At 71.5% G+C, this 20,642-nt stretch carries 2 protein-coding genes; both read left to right on the forward strand.

What is annotated here, in order from left to right; all coding sequences use genetic code 11:
• Nucleotides 1–7: 7 nt before the first annotated feature.
• Nucleotides 8–19,939, forward strand: coding sequence for a hypothetical protein (locus tag ADL03_RS30345; RefSeq protein WP_053737004.1), 19,932 nt, complete (start codon nt 8–10; stop codon nt 19,937–19,939).
• Nucleotides 19,939–20,640: a hypothetical protein gene (locus ADL03_RS30350; RefSeq protein WP_157529486.1), complete on the forward strand. Its 702-nt coding sequence runs from the start codon at nt 19,939–19,941 to the stop codon at nt 20,638–20,640. The genes ADL03_RS30345 and ADL03_RS30350 overlap by 1 nt, the downstream gene beginning before the upstream one ends.
• Nucleotides 20,641–20,642: the final 2 nt, after the last annotated feature.

Consider the following 20,642-nt stretch of genomic DNA (forward strand, 5'->3'; position numbering starts at 1 on the left):
AGGAAACGTGCCCATCAAGGTCGATCGCGGCGACTTCGGTGATCTGCCCCCGTGGGCGCGCACGCTGCTCGAAGTCCTGGGCGTGTCCTGGCCCGCGGCGAACCAGCACAAGTTCCGCAGGCTGGCCGACGAGTACGACCTGGTGACCCGGCAGCTCACCAAGCTGCCGGACGAGGTCGAGAACGTCGCGAGGGGGATCGACCGGAACCTCGGCATGCCGGGAGCCTCCGAGGGGTTCCGCTCCAGCATGTCGTCGCTCGTCGGTGGCGACTCGAGCGTGGTCGACAAGATGATCGCCACCTCGAACGGCATCGGCGAGAACCTCCGCACGATGGCGCGTCAGACCGAGTACGCGAAGTTCTCGGCCTTGGGCCAGCTGTTCCTGCTGGCGTACGAGGTCGCGATGGAGTACGCGATGGCGGCGTTCACCGGCGGCGCGTCGCTGGCGAACCTGACCTGGCAGTACGCCGCCACCCGCAACTACCTGACCATCCTGTTCAAGATGCTGGTGCGGGCGATCGTCTTCGAAGTGAGCATCGGCACCAGCGGCGGCATGATCATCGACGCCGTCGTGCAGCGGATCCAGCAGGAGAAGGACGAGTGGGACCACGAGACCACCAAGAGCACGCTGATCTCGAGTCTCATCGGCGGCGTGATCGGCGGCGGTGTCGGAGAGCTGGGCGAGAACCTCGGCCGCAAGCTGGGTGGCCTGCTGGGCAAGGACTTCGGCAAGATCGCCACCGACGACCTGCTCAGGTCCGTCAAGGACATGAAGCTGCCCGGCGGCATCTCGGACGAGATGTCCGACAGGTGGCTGAACGACGTGGGCCGGCTCCTCACCGATCGGGCCGGCACCCAGCTGCGTGATCCGGACTGGGCGTTCACCAGGCAGCTGACCCAGAACTTCACCAGGGACGTCGCCGACAGGTTCGAGACCGCCTTCGGCGACTCGCTCGGCAAGGACGTCGCCCGCGAGCTCGGCGAGACCTACGCGCGCTCGTTCGCCGAGAACTGGTCACGACACGGGCTGACCGACCCGGACCTGTTCAAGAACGAGCTGCGGTCGGTGCTCGCCCCGCACGCCGACGGGCTCGGCGACAACGTCGCGCGCACGCTCACCGACGACCTGCCGGACGTGTTGCTCCGCAACGTGAACGACCACCTGGGGGGCAACCGCACCGCCGAGGCCGTCGCGTTCGGCACCACGTTCCTGTTCGAAGGCGCGTCCGGCTCGATGACCCAGCCCATCCTCGACGGCATCAGCGGTGAGTCCACCAGCGCCGAGGAGTACGCCATGGGCTTCGTCGCCGGCGTGATCGGCGGCGCCGTCAGCGAACGTCTCGAAGGGATCGGGGAGATGGGGCTCGACGCCGCCGTCACCTCGATGAAGGACAAGCTCGGCAACGTGTTCGGGCACATGCCCGACCTCGCCGGTCCGACCGGCGCCACCGTTGCGCCGCCGGCGTTCTCCGACTCGGCTCCGCCGCCGGCGTACAACCCCGCCGGCACCGAGACCAAGCCCACTCCGGACGGCAAAGCTCCCACCGACGGCAAGGTTCCCGCCGACGGCAAGGTTCCCGCCGATGGCAGGCCCGCCCCGGACAGCAAGACGACTCCTCCCGCGGACCAGAAGTCCCCGTCGGAGAGCAGGCCGTCGCCCACCGAGAACAAGTCCACCTCGGACTCGAAGGCGGGTGTGCCGGCCAAGGGTGGCGAGGGTCAGAAGACCGTCGGTGGCGGTACGACGCCCGAGAGCAAGCCCGCGACCGGATCCACGCCGCCCCCGGTGAAGACCGTGTCCAGCGCTCAACCGCCGGTTGCGGCGCAGCCGGCGGAGACCTCGGACACGACGGCGACCACCGGTGCGTCCGAGACGACGAGGGTCCCGGAAGCGGTCAGCACCGTCTCCGGCGACGGCGAGTCGCAGTACCTCGACGTGGACGGGGACTCACGGGACTCCGCGCCGTCTCCGGCACCGGTGCGCACCGCCTCCGGCGAACCGGAAGCCGGTCCCGTGACCGGGCAGGATCCCGTCTCCGGTGAGGAAGCCGCCGCCGCGCCGCCGGTCACCGCCGCGGTGTGGCAGGACGACCGGCTCGCCGATGACAGCGAGGTCGACGAGACCGAGCTGCAGTACCTCGACGTCGGCCCGGTCCGGCGCCCCGACGTCCCCCACGCCGTGCGGCCGGCTCTGGAGCAGCTGCACGACGACCTCGTCCAGGCGTTGCCCGGCGTCAACCCGGAGAACCTGGCCGAGATCGAGAACGCGGCCGCTGACGTGCTCGCGGCCAGGGACGTGCTCACGGCCACTTCGGCGAGCAGCTCGTTGCGCGGCAAGACCTTCACCGTCCGCACGCCACGCGGCGCCCGGCAGGTCGAGGTGCGGCCGAGTCGCGGCCCCGAAGCCGAGCCCGCGCCGGCGGTGGAGCAGGACCTCAGGTTCACGGTGACCGTGCTCGGCCAGGGCACGACCGCGTCCCGGTCCGACGACGAACGCCTGCGCACCCGCCCCGCGCCGCTGCGCACGGTCGCGGCCGACGGACCGGCTGAGCAGCCGACCACCGCGGCCGAAGTCCCCGGCACGAGCACGCAGGCCGCGGTGCGCGGCAACGGCGCACCCCCGCCGCTGACCCCGCCGACGCCGGAGTCGCATCGGGGCAAGGACGTCAGCACCGATGAGTCCTGGCGGCACGACCCGGCGAGGACGGCCGACTGGTTCGCGCCGAGCGATCCGGTGGCTCCCGAGGCGTGGCAGGACCGCCGTGCGCATGCGCACGTGCGCGTGGTGAACACGGCTGTTGCCGATGTCATGACGAGGAGCGCGCTGACGAAGATCGAGTCGTACACCGGCTTGATCAGGTACGACCTGCGGCGCATCGAGGTGGCTCAGCACAGGTTCGTGCAGGACTACACGATCAAGGTGCACCTGCGGTCCGGCAGCGGCGTCGAGCCGGGTGCGGCCGAGCAGGTGGCGCGCAACGCAACCGCTGGTGTGAGCTCGTTGCTCAACAGGGGTTTCCGGTTGCCCAGCGGGGACCAGTTCCACGTGAGCCTGGAGTTCACCACCGATCCCGCGGAGGCGCACACCAGCGTCGAGGTCGCCGCGGGGGCCACCGACCAGCTGCACTGGAACCCGGCCGCCAGCCCCGAGGAGCTGGCGCACGAGGTGCTGCACTACCTCGGTGCTCCCGACGAGCACCAGGACTCGCTGCGCGTGTTCCAGCGGCACGCGACCAGCTCCGGCGTGCACCTCGACGACGGCGGCATGATGGGTGACGACCTGCACGGCTCCGAGCCGGGACTGCGGCCGCGTCACCTGTGGCTGGTCGAACGCACCGCCCACAGCCAGGTCATGGTGCCGGACACCAGGCTCGAACCGCCCGGCCCGGCCACCGTGCCGCCCCCGCCCGGCTGGACCCCGTCGGCGAGCACCGCACCGGACACCCAGCCCGCGCAGCCGTGGTCCGACGGGGAGGTCGAGGGCGCTGCCCGCCCGACGCCGGCCTCGACCATGCCCGGTGTCTTCCCCACCGGTGAGAGCGTCCACGCAGGCCTCCGCCCACCGCAGGCCCACAGGCCCAACCTCGACGGCGTCGGCCTGGTCGAGTCGGTGCTGCGAAGCGCGGCTTTCCAGCGCACGCCGGTCCCGCACGCGGCACCGGTCGTCGGTTCCGACGCGGTGAAGTCCACTGTGGACAGGATTCTGGCCGACGTTCGGCAGAACCCGCAGAACCACGACCACGCCGGTCTGAACCCGAACGCCCTGTCCGCCTGGGTGGCGAGCAGGGTGGACGCCGACACGCTCGCGAAGTTCCACCTGGACCTGGAGCCGGACCCCGGCGCTCCCAGCACCGACGCCAAGGTCCGGCAGTGGCGGGACAACCTCGCCAACGACCTCGCGAACGGCTCGTCGAGGCGCTGGGACGTCGTCAACGCGGGCCTGGACGCGAACGGCATGACAGCGGGCGACGTCGAGGTCCTCGACCACGTCACGCGGTCGGTGAAGGAGAACGGCGCGATGCCGACTTCGGCCGACCTCATCGCCAAGGGCGTCGAAACGCCGTCCTGGAACGACTCCCAGGTCGGCCGGCACCTGCCCGACACCGTCGCCCGCGCGTTGGACGTGCAGCTCGTCGTCGAGAACGACGGCGTGCAGATCTTCCACGGCAGCCCGTTCTCACCGCGGGTGCGGATCAGCTCTCACAACGGCACGTTCAGCGCGCTCGGTGGCACGACGCCGCAGGAGGTCAGGACCGGCTTCGATGCCTGGCTCAGCGCCAGGTCCGCCGAGGAGGTCAACCAGGTCGTCGTCGACCTGGGCAGGGGCGGCCAGAACCCGGAACTGCTCGCCGTGGCGCAGAACATGCTGCTCGTCAAGCGGGCGACGGAGCACCCCGGCGGTCCCCAGGGTTACCTGAAGGACCTGCTGGACCAGCGGGTGAAGCTCGAGCAGCGGATCGAGGACACGAGGTCCAGGTCCACCTGGAAGCCCGAGGTGCTGCGGTTCAAGACGGACCGCGAGAACGAGGCCCGGATCGCGGAGGACGTCAAGCGCGACATCGATCTCCTCGGCAACATCGACAGCCAGATCGGCACCCTCCAGGCAGCCCCGGCCATCGGCCTGATCCACGCACTCGAGACCCGCGTCGGCGGTCCGACCGCGGACGGGCTCCCGACCCTCGGGCAGGACGCCCGCAGGCAGCTCGAGGAGCACGTGGCCGCGCAGATCGCGGCGGCGGGGAACGCCGGGTTCGACACCACCCGCATGGAGGACCTGCGGACGCGGCTGCTGAACGAGACCGACGCGCGCACCGCGATGGCCCAGATCAGCCGGAACGGTCTGGAGGGGCTGACCACCCAGGTGGGCAAAGCCGAACAGATCTTGCGGGACTACCGAGCGGGCAAGGACGATCACACCGGTTTCAACGGCCTCATGAACCGCTTGTTCGGCAGCGGCGAGGACTACCGCGACTTCGACTTCACCGGGCAGATCGCCGACGCCGAGGCGTTGGTGAAGCAGTCGAGGCTCCACCTGGAGATCGCGAACGACCCCGCCTACCGCAACCGCGTCGAGAAAGCACTGAACGTGCACGCCATCCAGCAGCGGCTGGACGGGCTCCTGCAGCGCGGCGAGGCGGCCAAAGCCCGGAACGAGGAGCGCGAAGCGGCGGCTCGGGCCCAGGCGCGGCAGGAGCAGGACGCTCGTGACGCCCAGCTGCGGCGCGAGGTCCAGGAGCACACGGCGTTCAAGGCGTCGCTGTTCGGCAAGTCCGACGCCGAGCTGCGCGACCTCGCCGAGCAGTACCACGACGACGGGGACCGCTCGTTCGAGATCGAGCAGATGCTGCGCAACCAGGAGATCGCCCGGAAGGAAGGCGGCGTCGGCCGGCACCTCCAGGACCTCCAGGGCGACATCCAGAGGATCCAGAGCCAGATCAACGACCTGAAGCACATCAGCGACGCACTGCCGGACGCGTTCAAGACCGAGCTGATGCGCACCGAGCAGGCGCAGCGCCGGCGGGAGCAGGAAAACCTCCGGACGGAGGGGATGCGGCTCACCACCGAGCTGCGGAGCCTGCAGCACGACCGGAACGACGCGCTCACCGCGTACGCGCTGAACCTGCCGTCCGACCCGGACGCGCCGGGCTGGCGGCAGGTGTCGCCACAGGACGTCGAGAACCTCGAACGCCACGTCGCCGACCTGGTCGACAACGCGCGTGCGGCCGGTCAGCCGACCCCGGAGCTGGAGGCCCTGTACGAGAGGATCCAACGGATCCGGCTGCTCGACACGGGCGAGGTCCAGCCGCATCGGCCCGACGACGCCGCCGCGCCGGCCCTCTCCGAGGCGGACGGCGAGGCGGCCGGCGAGGTTCAGCCGGAGCAGTCCCAGCCCGACGCCCAGGCGGCCGGCCGGCAGGACCCGCAGGCCGCGGTGCCCGAACGGCCACGTGGCCCGTTCATGCAGGATCCGGCGTCCCGTCCCGCCGTGCCGGACGTGGACCTCGTCGTCCCCGGTGGCTTCGGTCCCCTCAAGGAGGGCACGCCGCCGCAGGCGTTCGCGGCATCGCTCTACGGCCTCGACATCGCGACGCTGCGGGAGATGCGGCAGGACCCGTCCTACGGCGGCAACCGGGAGCGCGTGGCCGCGATCCAGCACGCGCTCGACATCTCCCGCCACGCCATCGGCGGTCCTCAGGCCTACGACGCCCTGCTGCGGTCGGCCCGGCAGGGGCTCGCCGACGCCGAAGCCGCCAACGGCCGCTGGGAAGCCTCGAACCTGGTGTCCGACGCGCTCAAGACGGCGTCGATGCTGCACGAGCAGGAGGTCCGCCGCGAGCAGGCCCGGCGCGACATCCAGTGGCACCGGAAGCGGGTCGAGCAGCTCACGAACGACCGCGAGGCCTCGCTGACCGCGTACGCGTTGCAGCAGCCCGCGGACCCGGACTCCTACGGCTGGAGGCAGTTCGGCGACGCCGACATCACGGCCGTGCGGAACCACCTCGACCAGCAGATCCGGCACGCGCGGGCGGGCGGGCACGACATCGCGCACCTCGAGGCGCTGCGGAACTTCACGCGGGAGGTCCAGGAAGCGCGGCAGCGCACCGGCGTGGACACCCGCACCGTGGGACCGGACGCCGCCACGGACGTGCGGACGCGCCCGGCACCGCCGGCACCCGGAACGCCGCGCGGCGGGTCCGAGACGCGACCCACCCCGGTCGTCGACGGCCCCGACCTCGGAAAGCCGTTCGGGCACGGCCTGTTCGAGGCGCTGGAGCAGGGCGTCACCCTCGCGCCCCGGCCGCCGCACCTGCGTGACGGGGAGTGGACCTCGCCCGCGCCCGCCGACGGACTGCCGCTCACCCGTGAGCAGATCAGCGACGAGCTCGGGATCCCGGTGGAGAACCAGCGCCGGCTCCAGTGGCTGGCGGACTGGCTGAACGTGGTGCTGGACGTGCGGCCCACGAACCCGGACTCGGTGCGGTGGCTCGAGAACGGGGCCGTGCCGAAGCCGAAGGACATCAAGGCGAAGTCCATCAGCGCCGTCGACGTGCACCTCGGCGCCGCGCGGGACGACATCGGCCTGGTGGGCTTCTTCGACCCGACGCTCCCGGCCGACCTCGCCGAGCTGTCCGAGTCGGACCAGCGCAAGGTGACCGCGAGGTTCCACAACAGGCGCGAGGAGTTCACCGTCCTCGCGGACGAGATGGCGGAGCTGGAGCGCCAGGGCCGCTACCAGGTGCGTGGCGGAGTCGTGCGGGCCTGGTCCGACGGCGAGTTCAAGCCGGTGACCGGCGACCACGACATCTTCCACATCAGGCACATCGACGACGGCGAGCCGTTGGACGAGGCCGACTACAACGCCGTCCTGGACATGCTCCTCAGGCGCGGGACGGGTGTTCAGCACGGAGCACACCTGTACTGGACGCCGGAGGGCGCGTTCCAGCACAAGATCTTCACGGACATCGTGCGCCGGCACCAGGCGGACGCCGAGGACGCCGAGCCGCTGGTCCGGTTCGACCCCGGCCAGCCTCCGCGCCTCGTGTACGCGGACCCGTTGCCGGACAACGCTCCTGCCGCGGTGCCCACCGAACCTGCCGGCGAGCGGCTCGGTTCGGCGCAGGACCTGGTCGCCGGAGCGGAAGCAGACCTGCGGAACGGGGGCGGCGACGACCCGCAGCGGCTGGGCGACGAGCTTGCCGGGCGGCGCACGCGGTCCGCGTCGGGGCGGCCCCGGTTGTTCGGCGGTGCCGAGCAGGACATGGTGTCGGTGCTGGACCTTCCGCCGTTCCTCGCGCAGGGCACGGCTCTCGGCTCGGCGCGGGTGACCCGGGTCGGAGGAACCGCCGCCGTGCGAGGGGAGCTGGGCAGGCTGCTGCCGGGCGCCGGCGCTGACCGGCTCGACGCGATCGAGCGGGCGCTGCGCGACGACGTCGAGTCCGCCCTGAGCGGGCAGCACTTCGCCGTGCTCGACGGGCAGCGGTGGCGTGACGTCGAGGTCCGGGCTCAGGTGCGCGGCGGCAAGATCACCACTCAGCCGGGCACCGCCGGGGCTTCGCATTCGGCCGAACTGGACGTCGAGTTCACCGTTCGCCTGGACGGCGACCTCACGGACCACCCCGTCGACGGGCGGATCCTCGCTGAGGTGCCCGCGGACCTGATCGGCCTCACCCCGCCGGCGTCGGCCGGCGGCACGCCCGACCCCGATGCCGCAAGCGTGCTCCAGCACCCGGAGGCGGTCGCCGGTGCCAGCGCGCACCTCCGGACGGCCGCGGCACCGCGCTTCCCGGCCGAGGCGGACGCGGCCGCTCCGCCTCGCCGCGATTCGCCGTTGCGGTTCCCCGACCTCCTCGGCGCCTACCACCGGGACACGGCGGGACTGGACCGGCTTCGCCTGTCCGACGCCGAGTTCCGCACCGCGGTCGCCGAGTTCTCGCACCTGGTCGGAGCGGGTGACCTCGTGCCGCGGACCCCGGAGCTGGGTGACGCGCGCGCACTGCTGGACGCCGCTCTCGCCGAGACGAGCGACCGCGAGCTGAGCAGGCAGGTGCGGGCGTTCGCGAACGACGCCCTGCTGCTCTCCTCGCTCGTCCCGGTCCGGAACGGCGCGGAGCTTCGGCTGCTGACTACGGATCGGCTGCGCGACGCGCTGACCGGGGTCGCGGGAGTCCTGCACAGGGGCGGGAACCCGTTCACCGACGAGGCGTCGCCGTGGATGGGCGTCGGCCACCGGCGCACCGACCCGTTGCCCGTCCGGCTGGTCGAGCTCGGCCTGCTGGACGTTCCACCCGCCGTGCGTGTGGCGGTGCGGCAGGACCCGGTGTTCCAGGACCTGCTGGCGAAGCCGGACGTGCTGGCCGACGTCCTGTTCGCCGTGCCCGCCACCACCGAGGACGCGGTCGAGCAGGCGTTCGTCACGGCCGTGGAGGCGAGGACCGGGGCGTCACCCGCGTCGATCCTGTCCCGGCTGGCCCACGGCACGACCGACGAGCTGGCCGCTGAGCTGAAGAACGCCGACACCGGGTGGCGGCAGGAGCACGACGTCGATCCGGACGCGGCACGTGACCTGGCGGCTCGCTGGACGCGGGCGATGCGCGACCACACGGGTTCGGACGGCGCCCAGCAGGCGGCACTGCTGCTGCTCAACGCTCCCGCGCCGACCGATCCCGAGGTGCTCCGGCAGGTCGGCGGGACGCCGCGGCCGACCGCCCGGCCGGCCGGCGACTGGGCGCCGGACAGCGCCCGGCGCGAGTGGTGGCGCGCCGCCGACCCGGCTGTCGCACCCGATCACCGGATCGCGAACCCGGTGTCGTTGCGGGACATCGGCGAGGAGCACCGCACCGGTCCGGCGACCGTCGTCAGCTCCGAGGACAGCGGCTTCACCCGCGCACGACGTCCGTGGCGCGGCACGATCGGCTACGACCTGCGGCCGATCGAGGTCACTCGCGAAGACGGCTCGACCGTGCCCGTGCGGCTGCACACCGTGCGGCTCCAGCTGGAGCACGCCGGCCGCGCGCAGCCGGACCTCACCGAGTACGGGAACCGCGTGCGGGCGGCGGCGGACCGGTACTTCAACCAGGGCTACCGCCTGCCCACCGGTGAGCAGCTGCTGGTGGACGTCGAGCTCACCGACCGCCCGGACGCGCACGGCACCGTCCACGTCACCGACCCCGGCACGCTCGTCGACCAGACCCGCTGGCCGGCGGACGCGACGGACGTCCAGCTCGCCCACGAGCTGGGGCACTTCCTCGGGTTGTACGACGAGTACTTCGTCCGGGGCGACGAGGCACCGGTCTTCCAGCACCGCGACGGCGCGGGCCGCGTCGCCACCGGTGCCGGTCTGATGACCGCGACGGCGAGCAGCTCCGCGGACGTCGTGCTGGAGCCGCGCAACCTGCAGCTGCTGCGGGACCGCGCGGACGCCCTGGTCGGTGCGGATCCGCGGCCGGCACCGCGGCCCGCGCGGGCCGACCGGCCGGGCCCCGGCTTCCTCGCCACCGACCAGGACGTGCGGGACTTCCGCGCTGACCCGGAGATGGCGTTCTACCTGGACCAGGCCGCCACCATCAGGTCGGAACACCCGCACCTGGCGTCGACCGGCGAGGCGGAGCTGGCCGCCGTGTACGCCTACACGCACTCGTACTCCGGCAAGATCGAGGAGCACCTGCGCAACGGTGCCCACCCCGACCTGGCTCCGCTGACCCGCCTCCTGTCGTCCGCGATCACCCGCATCCCGACCCGCTACACCGGCACGGTGACGCGAACCATGAACGCGGTGCCGGAAGGCACGTTCGTGGTGGGCGAGCGCTACACCGACCACGGCATCTTCCGCGGCAGCCAGGGCGGCCCGACCATCGGCGAGCCGAGGCCGGTGATCGTCACCGCGCTGGTGCACGACGGCGCGGTGATCATGTCGGCGTCCAGGTTCGGGAGCGAGCGCGAGGTGGTCCTCCCACCGCTCACCGAGTTCGACGTGATCGACGTCCGGGAGGACGGCGGCAAGAAGCGGGTGACGCTGCGCCAGGCCGAGCCGACGCCCACGCGGATCACGCCACCGTTCACCCAGCCCATCGGACAGCTGACCACCAGGACCGACTTCGGCGACCGGATGGACGACGAGGCGGCGTTGCGGCACCTGGTCGCGGACGCGGCCGAGAAGCCGTCCGCCCTGTCCACGGGGGACACCCGCGCGTTCCCGGTGGCGCGCGAACGGGTGGTGCGGCAGCTCGGCTTCCAGAAACCGGTCGAGCACCCGGAGCATCCCGGCGAGCCCGCCGTGGTGGAGTTCGTGGCGTGGCGGTCGGCCGCGCAGCTCGACGCCTACGTGCGCGAGCAGCTCGTCACCGAGCACGCCGGGCTGCTCGGCGGCAGCGGTGAGGGCAACGTCAGCTTCGTCGTCACCACGGGCAAGGCACGGCTGGTCGACCGTCCGGGCACCGGCAGCGTGCCGATGCTGCCTCCGGGCACCACCCTCCGGGTGACCTCGGTCGACCGGGCGGACGACTGGACCGGCCGGACCACCGTCCACCTCACCGACGCGCGCGATGCCGACGTCGCGACCGCGGCACTGGACGCGCCGCGACCGCCGCGCATGCCCTCGGAGGACACCGAGCAGGCCGGCGCGGTCGCCGAAGCCGGCGAACAGCCGATGACCGCGGAGGAACCGCACGGGTCCACTGTGGAGACATCGGCGGCCCTGTCCGTGTTCGACGTGCTCGTGCCGACGACCGCGGCCCCCGCGGCGGAGGGTGCGCTCGCGCAGGAGATCAGCGATCTGGCGACCTCGGTGCTCGACAACGCGGAGCACTTCGGCAAGCAGACCGGTGTGTGGCTGGTCGATCCGGCGGTGGACGCGCTCACGCTGGAGCGCCAGCGCAGCGCGGTGCTGGGCCTGGTGGCGGACCGGCGGTTCTTCACCGTGGTCGCGCACGCGGGTCAGGACGGCGAGCCGCGGTTCGCCGGCCGGCCGATCACCGCCCAGGTGATGAGTGCCCTGCTGGTCCGGTTGCACGACCGGGGTGTGTGGTCGCCGGGCAAGCCGTTGCGGTTCGTGTCGTGCGGGCTCGGCTCGACGAACGCGTTCAGCTACGTGCCGGCCGTGCTGCGTGCGGTTCACGTGGCGCGGGGCGTGCGGGCCGAGGCGTATGCGGCGAGCACGTCGGTGTGGTCTGTGCCGGACCGGCGGAACCCGGCCGGACCGGCCGCGCTGGTGGTGGCCGGTCAGGTCGGGTTCCTGGCCAGCGGTGCGCCGGCGATCACCGGTGACGGGAGCTGGCTGCACTTCCGGATCGACGCCGCGGGGGAGGTCGCCGCGCCGACGCGGCACAGCGCTCACCTGCGGTCCGGTTCCGGGACCCCGGTCTTCACCGAGCTGTCCGGGATCGGCGTTCTGCTGCCGCGGAGTGCGGGTCTGATCAAGGAGTCCGACCCGGACGCGGTGCCGTTCGGGCCGCACCCGGTGCGGCCCGGCGGAGAGGTCGTGGCGTCGACGCAGGTGCGGTTCTCCTCGGGTGCGACGGTCACCGAGCTGACGACGGTCCTCGCCCCACTCGTGGCCAGGGCTGTCGAGCTGCACGGCAACGGCCGGGACGTGGACGTGCGCGTCGAGGGCAGGCTCGGCAACAACCCGGTGCACTCGCGGGCGCTTCAGCAGGGCAGGGCGCGGGTGCAGGCGGTTGTGGACCACCTCCGGGCCGAGCTGGACGTCCGCCGTGGGGAAACCGTGGACGTCGGCGGGCCGGAGCCGGCAGGTCCCGGCCGTCGCGTGCTGGAACGTCCGGGCACGCGGGAGTTCCGGACTCGTCGCACGGTGGACGTGTCGGTGGTGGACCACGGCGAGCTGGTCGATGGCACGGGTTCGATCTCGATCTCGGGGTCGGTCGCCGAGGACACGTCCAGCCTGGAGGCCGAGGCCGCTTCGTCGGTGGACGGGGCCGCCTCGTCGGTGGACGACGTCACCGAGCTGGCCGTCCTGGTGCTCGACGGGACCGAACCGATCGGGGACGGCGACGGTGTCTGGTTGGTCGACCCGGCCGAGGACCAGGACGCCACGGCACGTCAGCGTGCCGCGGTGCGCGATCTCGCGGCGGACAGGCGGTTCTTCACGGTGGCGGTCAACGCCACGGTCAACGGTGAGCTCCAGTTCGCCGGCCGGCAGATCACCCCCGAGGTGATGACCGCTGTGCTGGTCCAGTTGCACAAGTGGGGTGAGTGGTCGCCGGGCAGGCCGTTGCGGTTCGCGTCGAGCGGGCTCGGCACCGGGCACTCCGCCGGGTACGTGCCCGCCGTGTTGCGCGGGCTGCACGCGGAGCTGGGTGTCAGGGCCGAGGCCTACGCGGCCGACACCGCCGTCTGGTCCATGCCGGATCGGAGGAACCCGTCCGCGAAGGCCACCCTGGTGGTGGCCAAGCAGGTCGGTGTCAGGGGCAACGGCACACCCGCTGTGACCGATGACGGGCACTGGTTGCACTACGCGTTCGCCGCGGACAGTTCGGACGTCGCCGCGCCGACGTCGCACAGGGCTCATGTGACCGGCGCGACGGAGAGCCCGAGCTACACGGAGCTGATCGGGATCTCGGTCCTGAACAAGCCCAGCGCGAGGCTGATCAAGGAGTCCATTCCGGACGCGATCCCGTTCAGCGCGCCGCTGCGGCTGGAGGAGGCCGGCGACCACGTCGTCAACGGGCGGCCGGTGCGGGACGTCCGGCGAGGCAGCGTCGTGCCGCGGCAGGTCTTCAACGACCAGCAGCGCGCACAGCTCGGCAGGCAGGGCGTCAAGGTGATCGTGGTCAGCAACGACACCCCGGTCGGCAACGCGCTGGACGCGATCAGGACGAGCCTGCCCACCGAGGCGCCGCGGGAGCACGCGCGGATCGCGGGCGAGCTGGACGCCTTCAAGACCGGCGACCGCGTCGCCGTGGACCTCCACGCGATCGGGTCTGCAGCGGGCATCCAGATCCACGTCCTGCACCAGAACGGCTCGTGGACGTCGCACGGCCCGGTGACCGGGCGCCCGGTGCACATCGTGGCCAGCGAGGTCGACGGCGTGCCCCAGTACCTGGCCACCGAGGTGGACGTCCAGATCGGACGGGCGGGCATCCGCTATCCCGGCCCCACCACCCAGACGTGGGGCAATGACAAGCACTTGGCACACCGCGGTCTGTTCGAGGTCGAGACGATCGCGGGTGAGCACTTCGTGCGGCTGTACACCGCGGTGGCGAACCCGGCGGCAATCGGCTCGAAGCACAAGGACGTCCGCCAGGACGACAACGGCGATGTGACCCTCACCAGCGGCGACGCTCCGGAGTTCTGGGTGAACGCCGGGCGTCCGCTCCGCGCGATCCAGTGGGTGGCCAAGTACCAGCGCGAATGGGCGCACAACCCCGAGATGAAGCCGGTGCTGCGGTCCTACCTGCTTCCTCTGGAGAACTACTACGCCCTGACGGACAACACGAAGATCGAGGGCGACCCGGTGGCGACCGCGGCGGGCGACCTGACGACGAACGTCGACCAGACCGCCGACGTCAACCAGTTCGGTGTCCGGGGCAGGGACTGGAAGTCGCTGCTGCGGGACGTCCGTCCGGGTTCGTTGGTGACCTACGCGTCGGACAGGAGCGCCGGGTACCCGTTGCAGGAGTGGGCCGGACGCCAGGAGCACCTGTCCGACCTGTACACGAGGCTTGGGATCCCGGTCGACTTCGACCCGGTCGCGCTGGGCCACCGCAACGACCCGTGGTTCGAGTGGTCGAAGGGGCAGAACGAGACCGAATGGCGGTTCAGCGGTTTCCGCAACAAACCGGAGGTGCTGCGCCAGCTGGCGATCGATCTCAGGAGCCACCTCGTCATGTGGACCCGCGACGACCCGAACCCCGAGAACAGGGCGGCCGCGCCGCTGGCCGATCCCGCGTTCGACTCCATCCCGGGACAGGCGAGGACGGGCACCAGGAAGGAACTGACCGAGGCCCAGAAGGTGGCCGGGCTCAACAGGTTCATCAACACCTGCGGCCCGCCCTCGCAGAACCTCGACCAGATCAACCGCGTGGTGGAAGCCAGTGTCACGACGATCTTGGACCGGACGGTCGCGCCCGGCACCGTCATCCCGCTGGGCAAGGGCCAACCGATCAAGGTGATCAAGGACGCGATGAACGCGTCGCTGGACCGGGTCAAGAAGGACATCACGAACGCCATCAACCTGGCGGTCCGGTCTCCCGAGGCCAAGGGATCGCCGGAACCGGTGGACGAGGCCGGTCTCAAGTACCTCATCGCGAACGGCGGTCCCCGAGGTTCGTTCGCCGACGCGGTGCTCGCCGACGTCATGGTCTCCGCCGCGATGTCGACGGCCGTGGACCCGCGGTTCGCGATGATCGCGAAGGCCGGTGGCGCCGGCGAGCCGGTACCGGGGCTCGAGCCCTTGGTGCGGGAGGGTTTGAAGCGCGTCGCACTGCGCAAGTTCGAGGAGTTCGCGGACGCGAAGCCGGACGACCCCCTGCCTGGCTGGGTCGAGAAGGGCAAGCAGGGCACGGGGAACAGGGACGCCTGGTTCACCGGGACGCGGGTCGCCCTCTTCTTCCGGGAAGTGGTCACGGCACTCGGCGAGGACACCGCTTTCACAAGCGACGTCCACTCGCTCGACTTGCGGATCGACCACCAGGCGATGGTCACCGAGGTGGCGTCGAAGGCCCGCGCCGGTGCGGCGAAGTCGCTGGAGAGCATCACATCCTCCCCGATGTGGGACATCGATCCCCAGGTGGTCAAGCAGGCGGTCGTCGATGCGCTGCCCGAGTTCAAGGTGAAGATCACCAAACAGCTGAAGGACACCAAGGAGCTCGACCTCGTCCACGCGAACTACCGCGAGGAGCTCACGCGGGAGATCGCCGCCAGCGTCGAGTCCTCGGTGACGGAGGCGTTGGGGCGGGTGGAGTTCACCCGGATCGCCCGTGCCGAGGTCGACGCCTTCATGAGGAGGATCCCCGAGATCGCCCTGCAGGCGGAGATCGGTTCGCTCATCGCGACCGACCACCGTCGCAACAAGGTGGACTTCAACACGAGGACGGCCGACCAAGCGCCCTACCTCAACAGGTACGGCAGCTGGAAGGCCGAGCACGTCAGGAACTACACGCAGCACAACGACCCCGCCGTGTTCGACCGGCACCGCGCGATCGGTGACACCCTGAACTCGAAGATCGCCGCGGAGTACGCGAAGCGCACGGACACCTCGGCGTACAACCTGCTGCGGACGTTGATCGACGGTGTCGACGCGGGCGTCGAGGGCCCCGAGGACCCGGACGGCCTGGCGCGCAAGTTCGACGAGATCGTCAAGACGGACAGCAACAACCCGGGTCCGTACCGCAAGAGCACCAAGGCGAACCCGAACACTTTCGGCGAGCACGCGCAGATGGTGCTGAACCAGTTCCTCAAGCTGACGGAGAAGGACGACGACGACGAGCGGTTCGTGTCGCGGGAAGCCCTGGTCAAGGCGATCCTGTTCCACGACATGGAGAAGCTGAACTCCAAGAACCAGTACGGCGACGGCCAGGACCGGCACGACCGCGAGCCCGAGCACATCGGTGCGGTCAGCCAGATGAACCGGCACGAGGGCCTGTGGAGCAACGAGCGCGACTTCAGGGTCGCGCGGGCGATGGTGGACTCCGACCCGTTCGGGTACTACCTGCGCGACAAGGGCGGGGCGAGCGCGCAGACGACCTACGAGTTCATCAGGGATCTGGCGGAGAAGACCGGGAGGCCGGACGGCGGCCGGGCGACGGCGGCCGACGTGCTCGACTTCTTCCACGAGTTCCACCAGTACTACCAGGCGGACTTCTCCTCCTACACGGCGCACGCGGTGTTCGTCCACGAGATCAGCGACGAGGACAAGCCGGTCCAGAAGTTCGGCAGCACCGCCATCAAGGGTGTCCTCGATGCCGACGAGAAGACCGGGGAGCTGGTCCTCGTCGACAGCGGGCGCCGTTTCCTCTACACCGAGGAGAAGGAGAAGAAGTACGAGGAACTGCTCGCGTTGTTCAAGAACGCGCTGGACGCCGGCGAGGACACCACGTCCAGGTCCGGTGACGACGGTCGCGAGCTCGGGCCGCAGGACGTCTCGTCTCCCGCGGAAGCCGAGGAACGGCCGGAGCGCGACCTGCCCGCGTTGTTCGAGCAGGTCGCCCGCGAACTGGGTTTCACCGGGACCGAGCTGGAGATGCGCCTGTACCAGCCGGCCGCAGCGGTCCTGGAGCTGGGCATCGAGAATCCGCGCCTCCGCCAAACCGACGCGTACCAGCAGGTGAAGAACAACTTCACCGGCGTGTGCGGGGAAACCTCCAAGCAGCTGCGCCACATCTACTTCGACGGCGATGTGGAGCCCGGGTTCGGCTGGCCGGCGCTGCGGGAGGCGCTGGGGGTGACCGGAGATGCCGCCATCAGGGTGCAGGGCGCCGCACACAGCTGGTTCGTCGAGAAGCGCGGCGACACCGCACACCTGTACCAGAGCTACCTCGGCAAGACGTCGCTGACGCAGTCGCTGGCCAACCCGGTCACCTTGCCCGTCGCCGACCTGCTGAGGAAGCTCTCCGTGATCGCCGCACACAGGTCGGTCGGGACTGAGCCCCTGCCCGTCGAGGCGGAGCTCTTCGGTGGCGTCGGATTCGACACCAGGGACTTCGTCGAGGAGAAGCGCCTCCAGGTCGAGGTGACCCAGGAGCTCGCCGAGCCGCACCACCGGCGTGACCGGCTGCTCGACCTGCTGAAGGAGAACTCCGCGGGTTGGGACGAGCTGCGCCAGGGCGGAGAACGGAGCATGGGGCAGTGGATCGCTCGCCGCCACCCCGGACTCCACGTCGCCGAGCCGGTCCCGGCCGCCGGTGCTGTGCGCGGATCCGCGGACGGCGTCACCCAGCCGTCGCTCCCGGCGAACGGGACCGAGCGGGCGACGCGGCACGAACCGGCGCTGGTGGCCACCGGACAGGTCGAGTCCGGTGCGGTGCTCCGGCCGGCGAACCTGGCGGACGACCTGCTGCCGGGGGTGCCCACCATGCCGGACACGGTGACCGTGGTGCTGCACGGTTCACCGGAGGGTCTCCGGCTCGGCAACCGGCTGGTGTACGCCGCGGAGCTCGCCGAGCACATCAGGGAAGTCGACGGCTGGTCCTTCGAGACGTCGTCGGTGCTGCTGGTGGTGTGCGACGAAGCGGGAGGCGGCACGTCGACGGCCGAGCAGCTCGCGATCGAGCTGGACCGGCCCGTGGTGGCGTCGGAGTCGGCCGTGTGGACCGCGGGTCCCGCCGGAGTCGGCACGGGTCAGCCGTTCGCGATGGCGTCCTCGCCGTTGCGGTTCGGCCCGGACGGCAGGCCGTTGGTGCCGAGGATCCCGCCGGACGGGCAGATGGTGCGCTTCACGCCGACCGACGATGGGGTGCAGCGGGAGGCTCTGGGGCCGCTGTACCCGGTGGGAGCGGACTACGACCCCTCGGTGGAGACGACGGCCTGGGCGGGGCCCAGGGTGACCGGCGAGGAGGAGGAACTGCTCAGCTCGCACCTGCAGGCGGAGCTCGGCCCGCTGATGGCGCACGTGGCGGAGGCCGCGGAGGCCGGGGCCGGCCACGAGCGGAACATCACGCTGCGGGTCAACTCCTACCCCGGTGCGTTGAACTTCGTGCGCCGCGTCGGTGAGGTGAACACCGGACACGCGTGGGTGGAGATCGTCCTGCCGAACGGGAGGTCGGTGGCGCTCGGGTTCGGGCCCGCCACCCAGCAGGGTGTGCTGGTGCCCGGCGGTGTCCGGGTCGAGAACCACCCGGGGTTCCTCGGCATCGGCATGCGGGAGGAGCAGATCAGCGCGGACGAGCTGGACGCCGTGCTGCGGTACGCGTGGGACAACGCCACGCACACCTACAACCTGGCCACGTTCAACTGCACGACCTTCGCCGCCGGGGTGTTCCGCGCGGCCACCGGTCAGTCGCTGTCGACCGGGGTGGCGATCGACGGACCCACGAGCGCCTACCTGGCGAGCCCCGGTCCGCGGGCGTGGGCGGCCGCTGCCGGTGCTGATCGCACGGGGGCCACGATGGTCGGGCACCACGCCATCAGGCAGAGCGATTTCGGCAACGGCGCGGTCAGCGAGAGCATCGTGCTGGCCGGTGACGCGCAGCGCCCGGTGCGCTCGGACGCGGAACTGGACGAGCTGCTGGACGTGCTGGAGACGAACGGCGGTGTGGACGAGCTCCAGGTCGTGCACGACCGCGTCGGTCCGGTCCCGGCCGAGTTCTACGGGTACCTGGAGGACCTGATCGCGTTCCTGCCGCCCGCGGACTCCTACCGGATCACGGCCGACCGGGTCGCGCACGGAACCGGCGCACAGCGGTTGCAGGAGCTGGCGGACCGGCTCGCGGTGTACATCCACGCCCCGGACGGTGACGTGCGGCCCGGACACGACATGCGCACCGGGCAGAGGATCCTGGAGGTCGGACCGACATCGGACGGACCGGGCAGGTGGAAGTACTTCAGCCCGGGAACGGCACCGCTGACGGCCGGCTACCGGCATCCGGCGCTGGCCTGGGAAGCGGCGGTGTCGCTCACCCTGCCGAAGTCCGCCGACCCGGACCTGGTGGTGCAGCGGGTGCCCGCCGGTGTCCACATCGGACCGGCCAGGCCGGCCGAGGTCGTCACCGAGATCCCCGCCGACCCGTACCGGCCGGTCCTGGTCGTCGGCCGGGCCGACGCCGACCAGGAGCAGGTTGCCCGGATGCTCCGCGGCATGGAGGCGCAGACCGCGTCGCTGAACCAGGGGGTCAGGTTCCGCGTGCGGGTCGTGCCGGGTGCCGCGGACTGGGCACCGGGCGCTGCCAGGGCGCTGGCGAACCGCCTCGGTCGCGCGGTCGAGACGCAAGCCGGCGTGGTCACCCGCGGTGCCGACGGGCAGCTGGGCGTCGCGGTGCTGGACGCGGCCGGCCGCTCCGCGTGGACGCCGTTGATCTCCGATTTCGAGGTGCACCCGGACCGCTCCGGCCGGCCGCCCGAGATCGGTGCTCCGACCGTGCAGCTCCCGGCGTTGCAGGGAGACGGCTTGATCCGGTCGCTGCGGGGCGCGCGGAGCACGCTGGTGCAGTTCACCCAGTCGGGGTTGTGGGTGCGCGGCCGCGGTTCAGAACCCGACGACCACGTGGTCCTCAACCTGACCGCCGACCGCGACGGGATGACGATCGTGCTCGGTGCGGCGGACACCGCCGTCTCCCGCGACGAGTACAACGCGCTGGCGGCCCTGCTGGAGACGGTGCCGGCGGCCAACCTCGGCAGGCCGAGGGTGGTGCTGGCGGGATGGGTCGACCCGGCGGTGGCACGCGGGCAGTTCGAACGGGGACGCGTGCCGCTCGACAGGGTGTGGCTGCTGGACGAGCACGGGTCGCTGCGGTCGTTGCACCGGAGCGAACAACAGGACGTGGAGTGATGAGAGTGGACGCGGACGGGCTCGACGACGCGGTCATCGGTGCCGTCGCCGACGGTGGGGCACTGGGCGTGTGGCGGTCGTGGGACACCACGCTGTCACCCCCGGGCCGCGCCTACCTGGTGGAGCTGGCGCCGGGCGCCGCCGACGTGCTCACGCGCGTGCGGTACGCGCTCACGCTCGCGGGGTTGCCGGAGCATCCGGTGACGGCGTTCGGCGCGGGCACCGGGTTCACCGCCGAGCACTCCCGGTTGCTCGCCGGGGGTGTGCTGCTGTGGGCACGCACCCCGGCGCCGGAGGTGAGGGTCGCCAGGGTGTTCGACAGCGTGGACCCGGTGGCGGGCCCCGCGTTCGCGCCGGACCACCCGCGGCTGCACGGGGCGGAACGGGACCGCGTGCTCGGCCACCTGCGCGCCGGAACCGTGCTGCTGGGCTCAGCGTCCACAATGGACGACATCGTCGACGGCACGCGCGGGGTGGTGCCGGGCAGCTTCCGCACCGACGGCACGTGGGTGTGGACCGACACCGTCACCCACTACCTCGAACGGCACGGGCTGGCACCGGACGACGAGCTCCTCGCGCACCTCAGCGCCCGGCCCCACCCGGTGGACGTCCCGGTGGTCGACGCCTACCGGGTGCTGGCCGCGCTGTCCGCACCGGTCGGTTCTGCCGCCCCTCCTGCCTGGTGGTCGCCCGGCCGGTGAGG

It is taken from the genome of Nocardia sp. NRRL S-836 (genome assembly GCF_001279525.1).
Classification (GTDB): Bacteria; Actinomycetota; Actinomycetes; order Mycobacteriales; family Pseudonocardiaceae; genus Lentzea.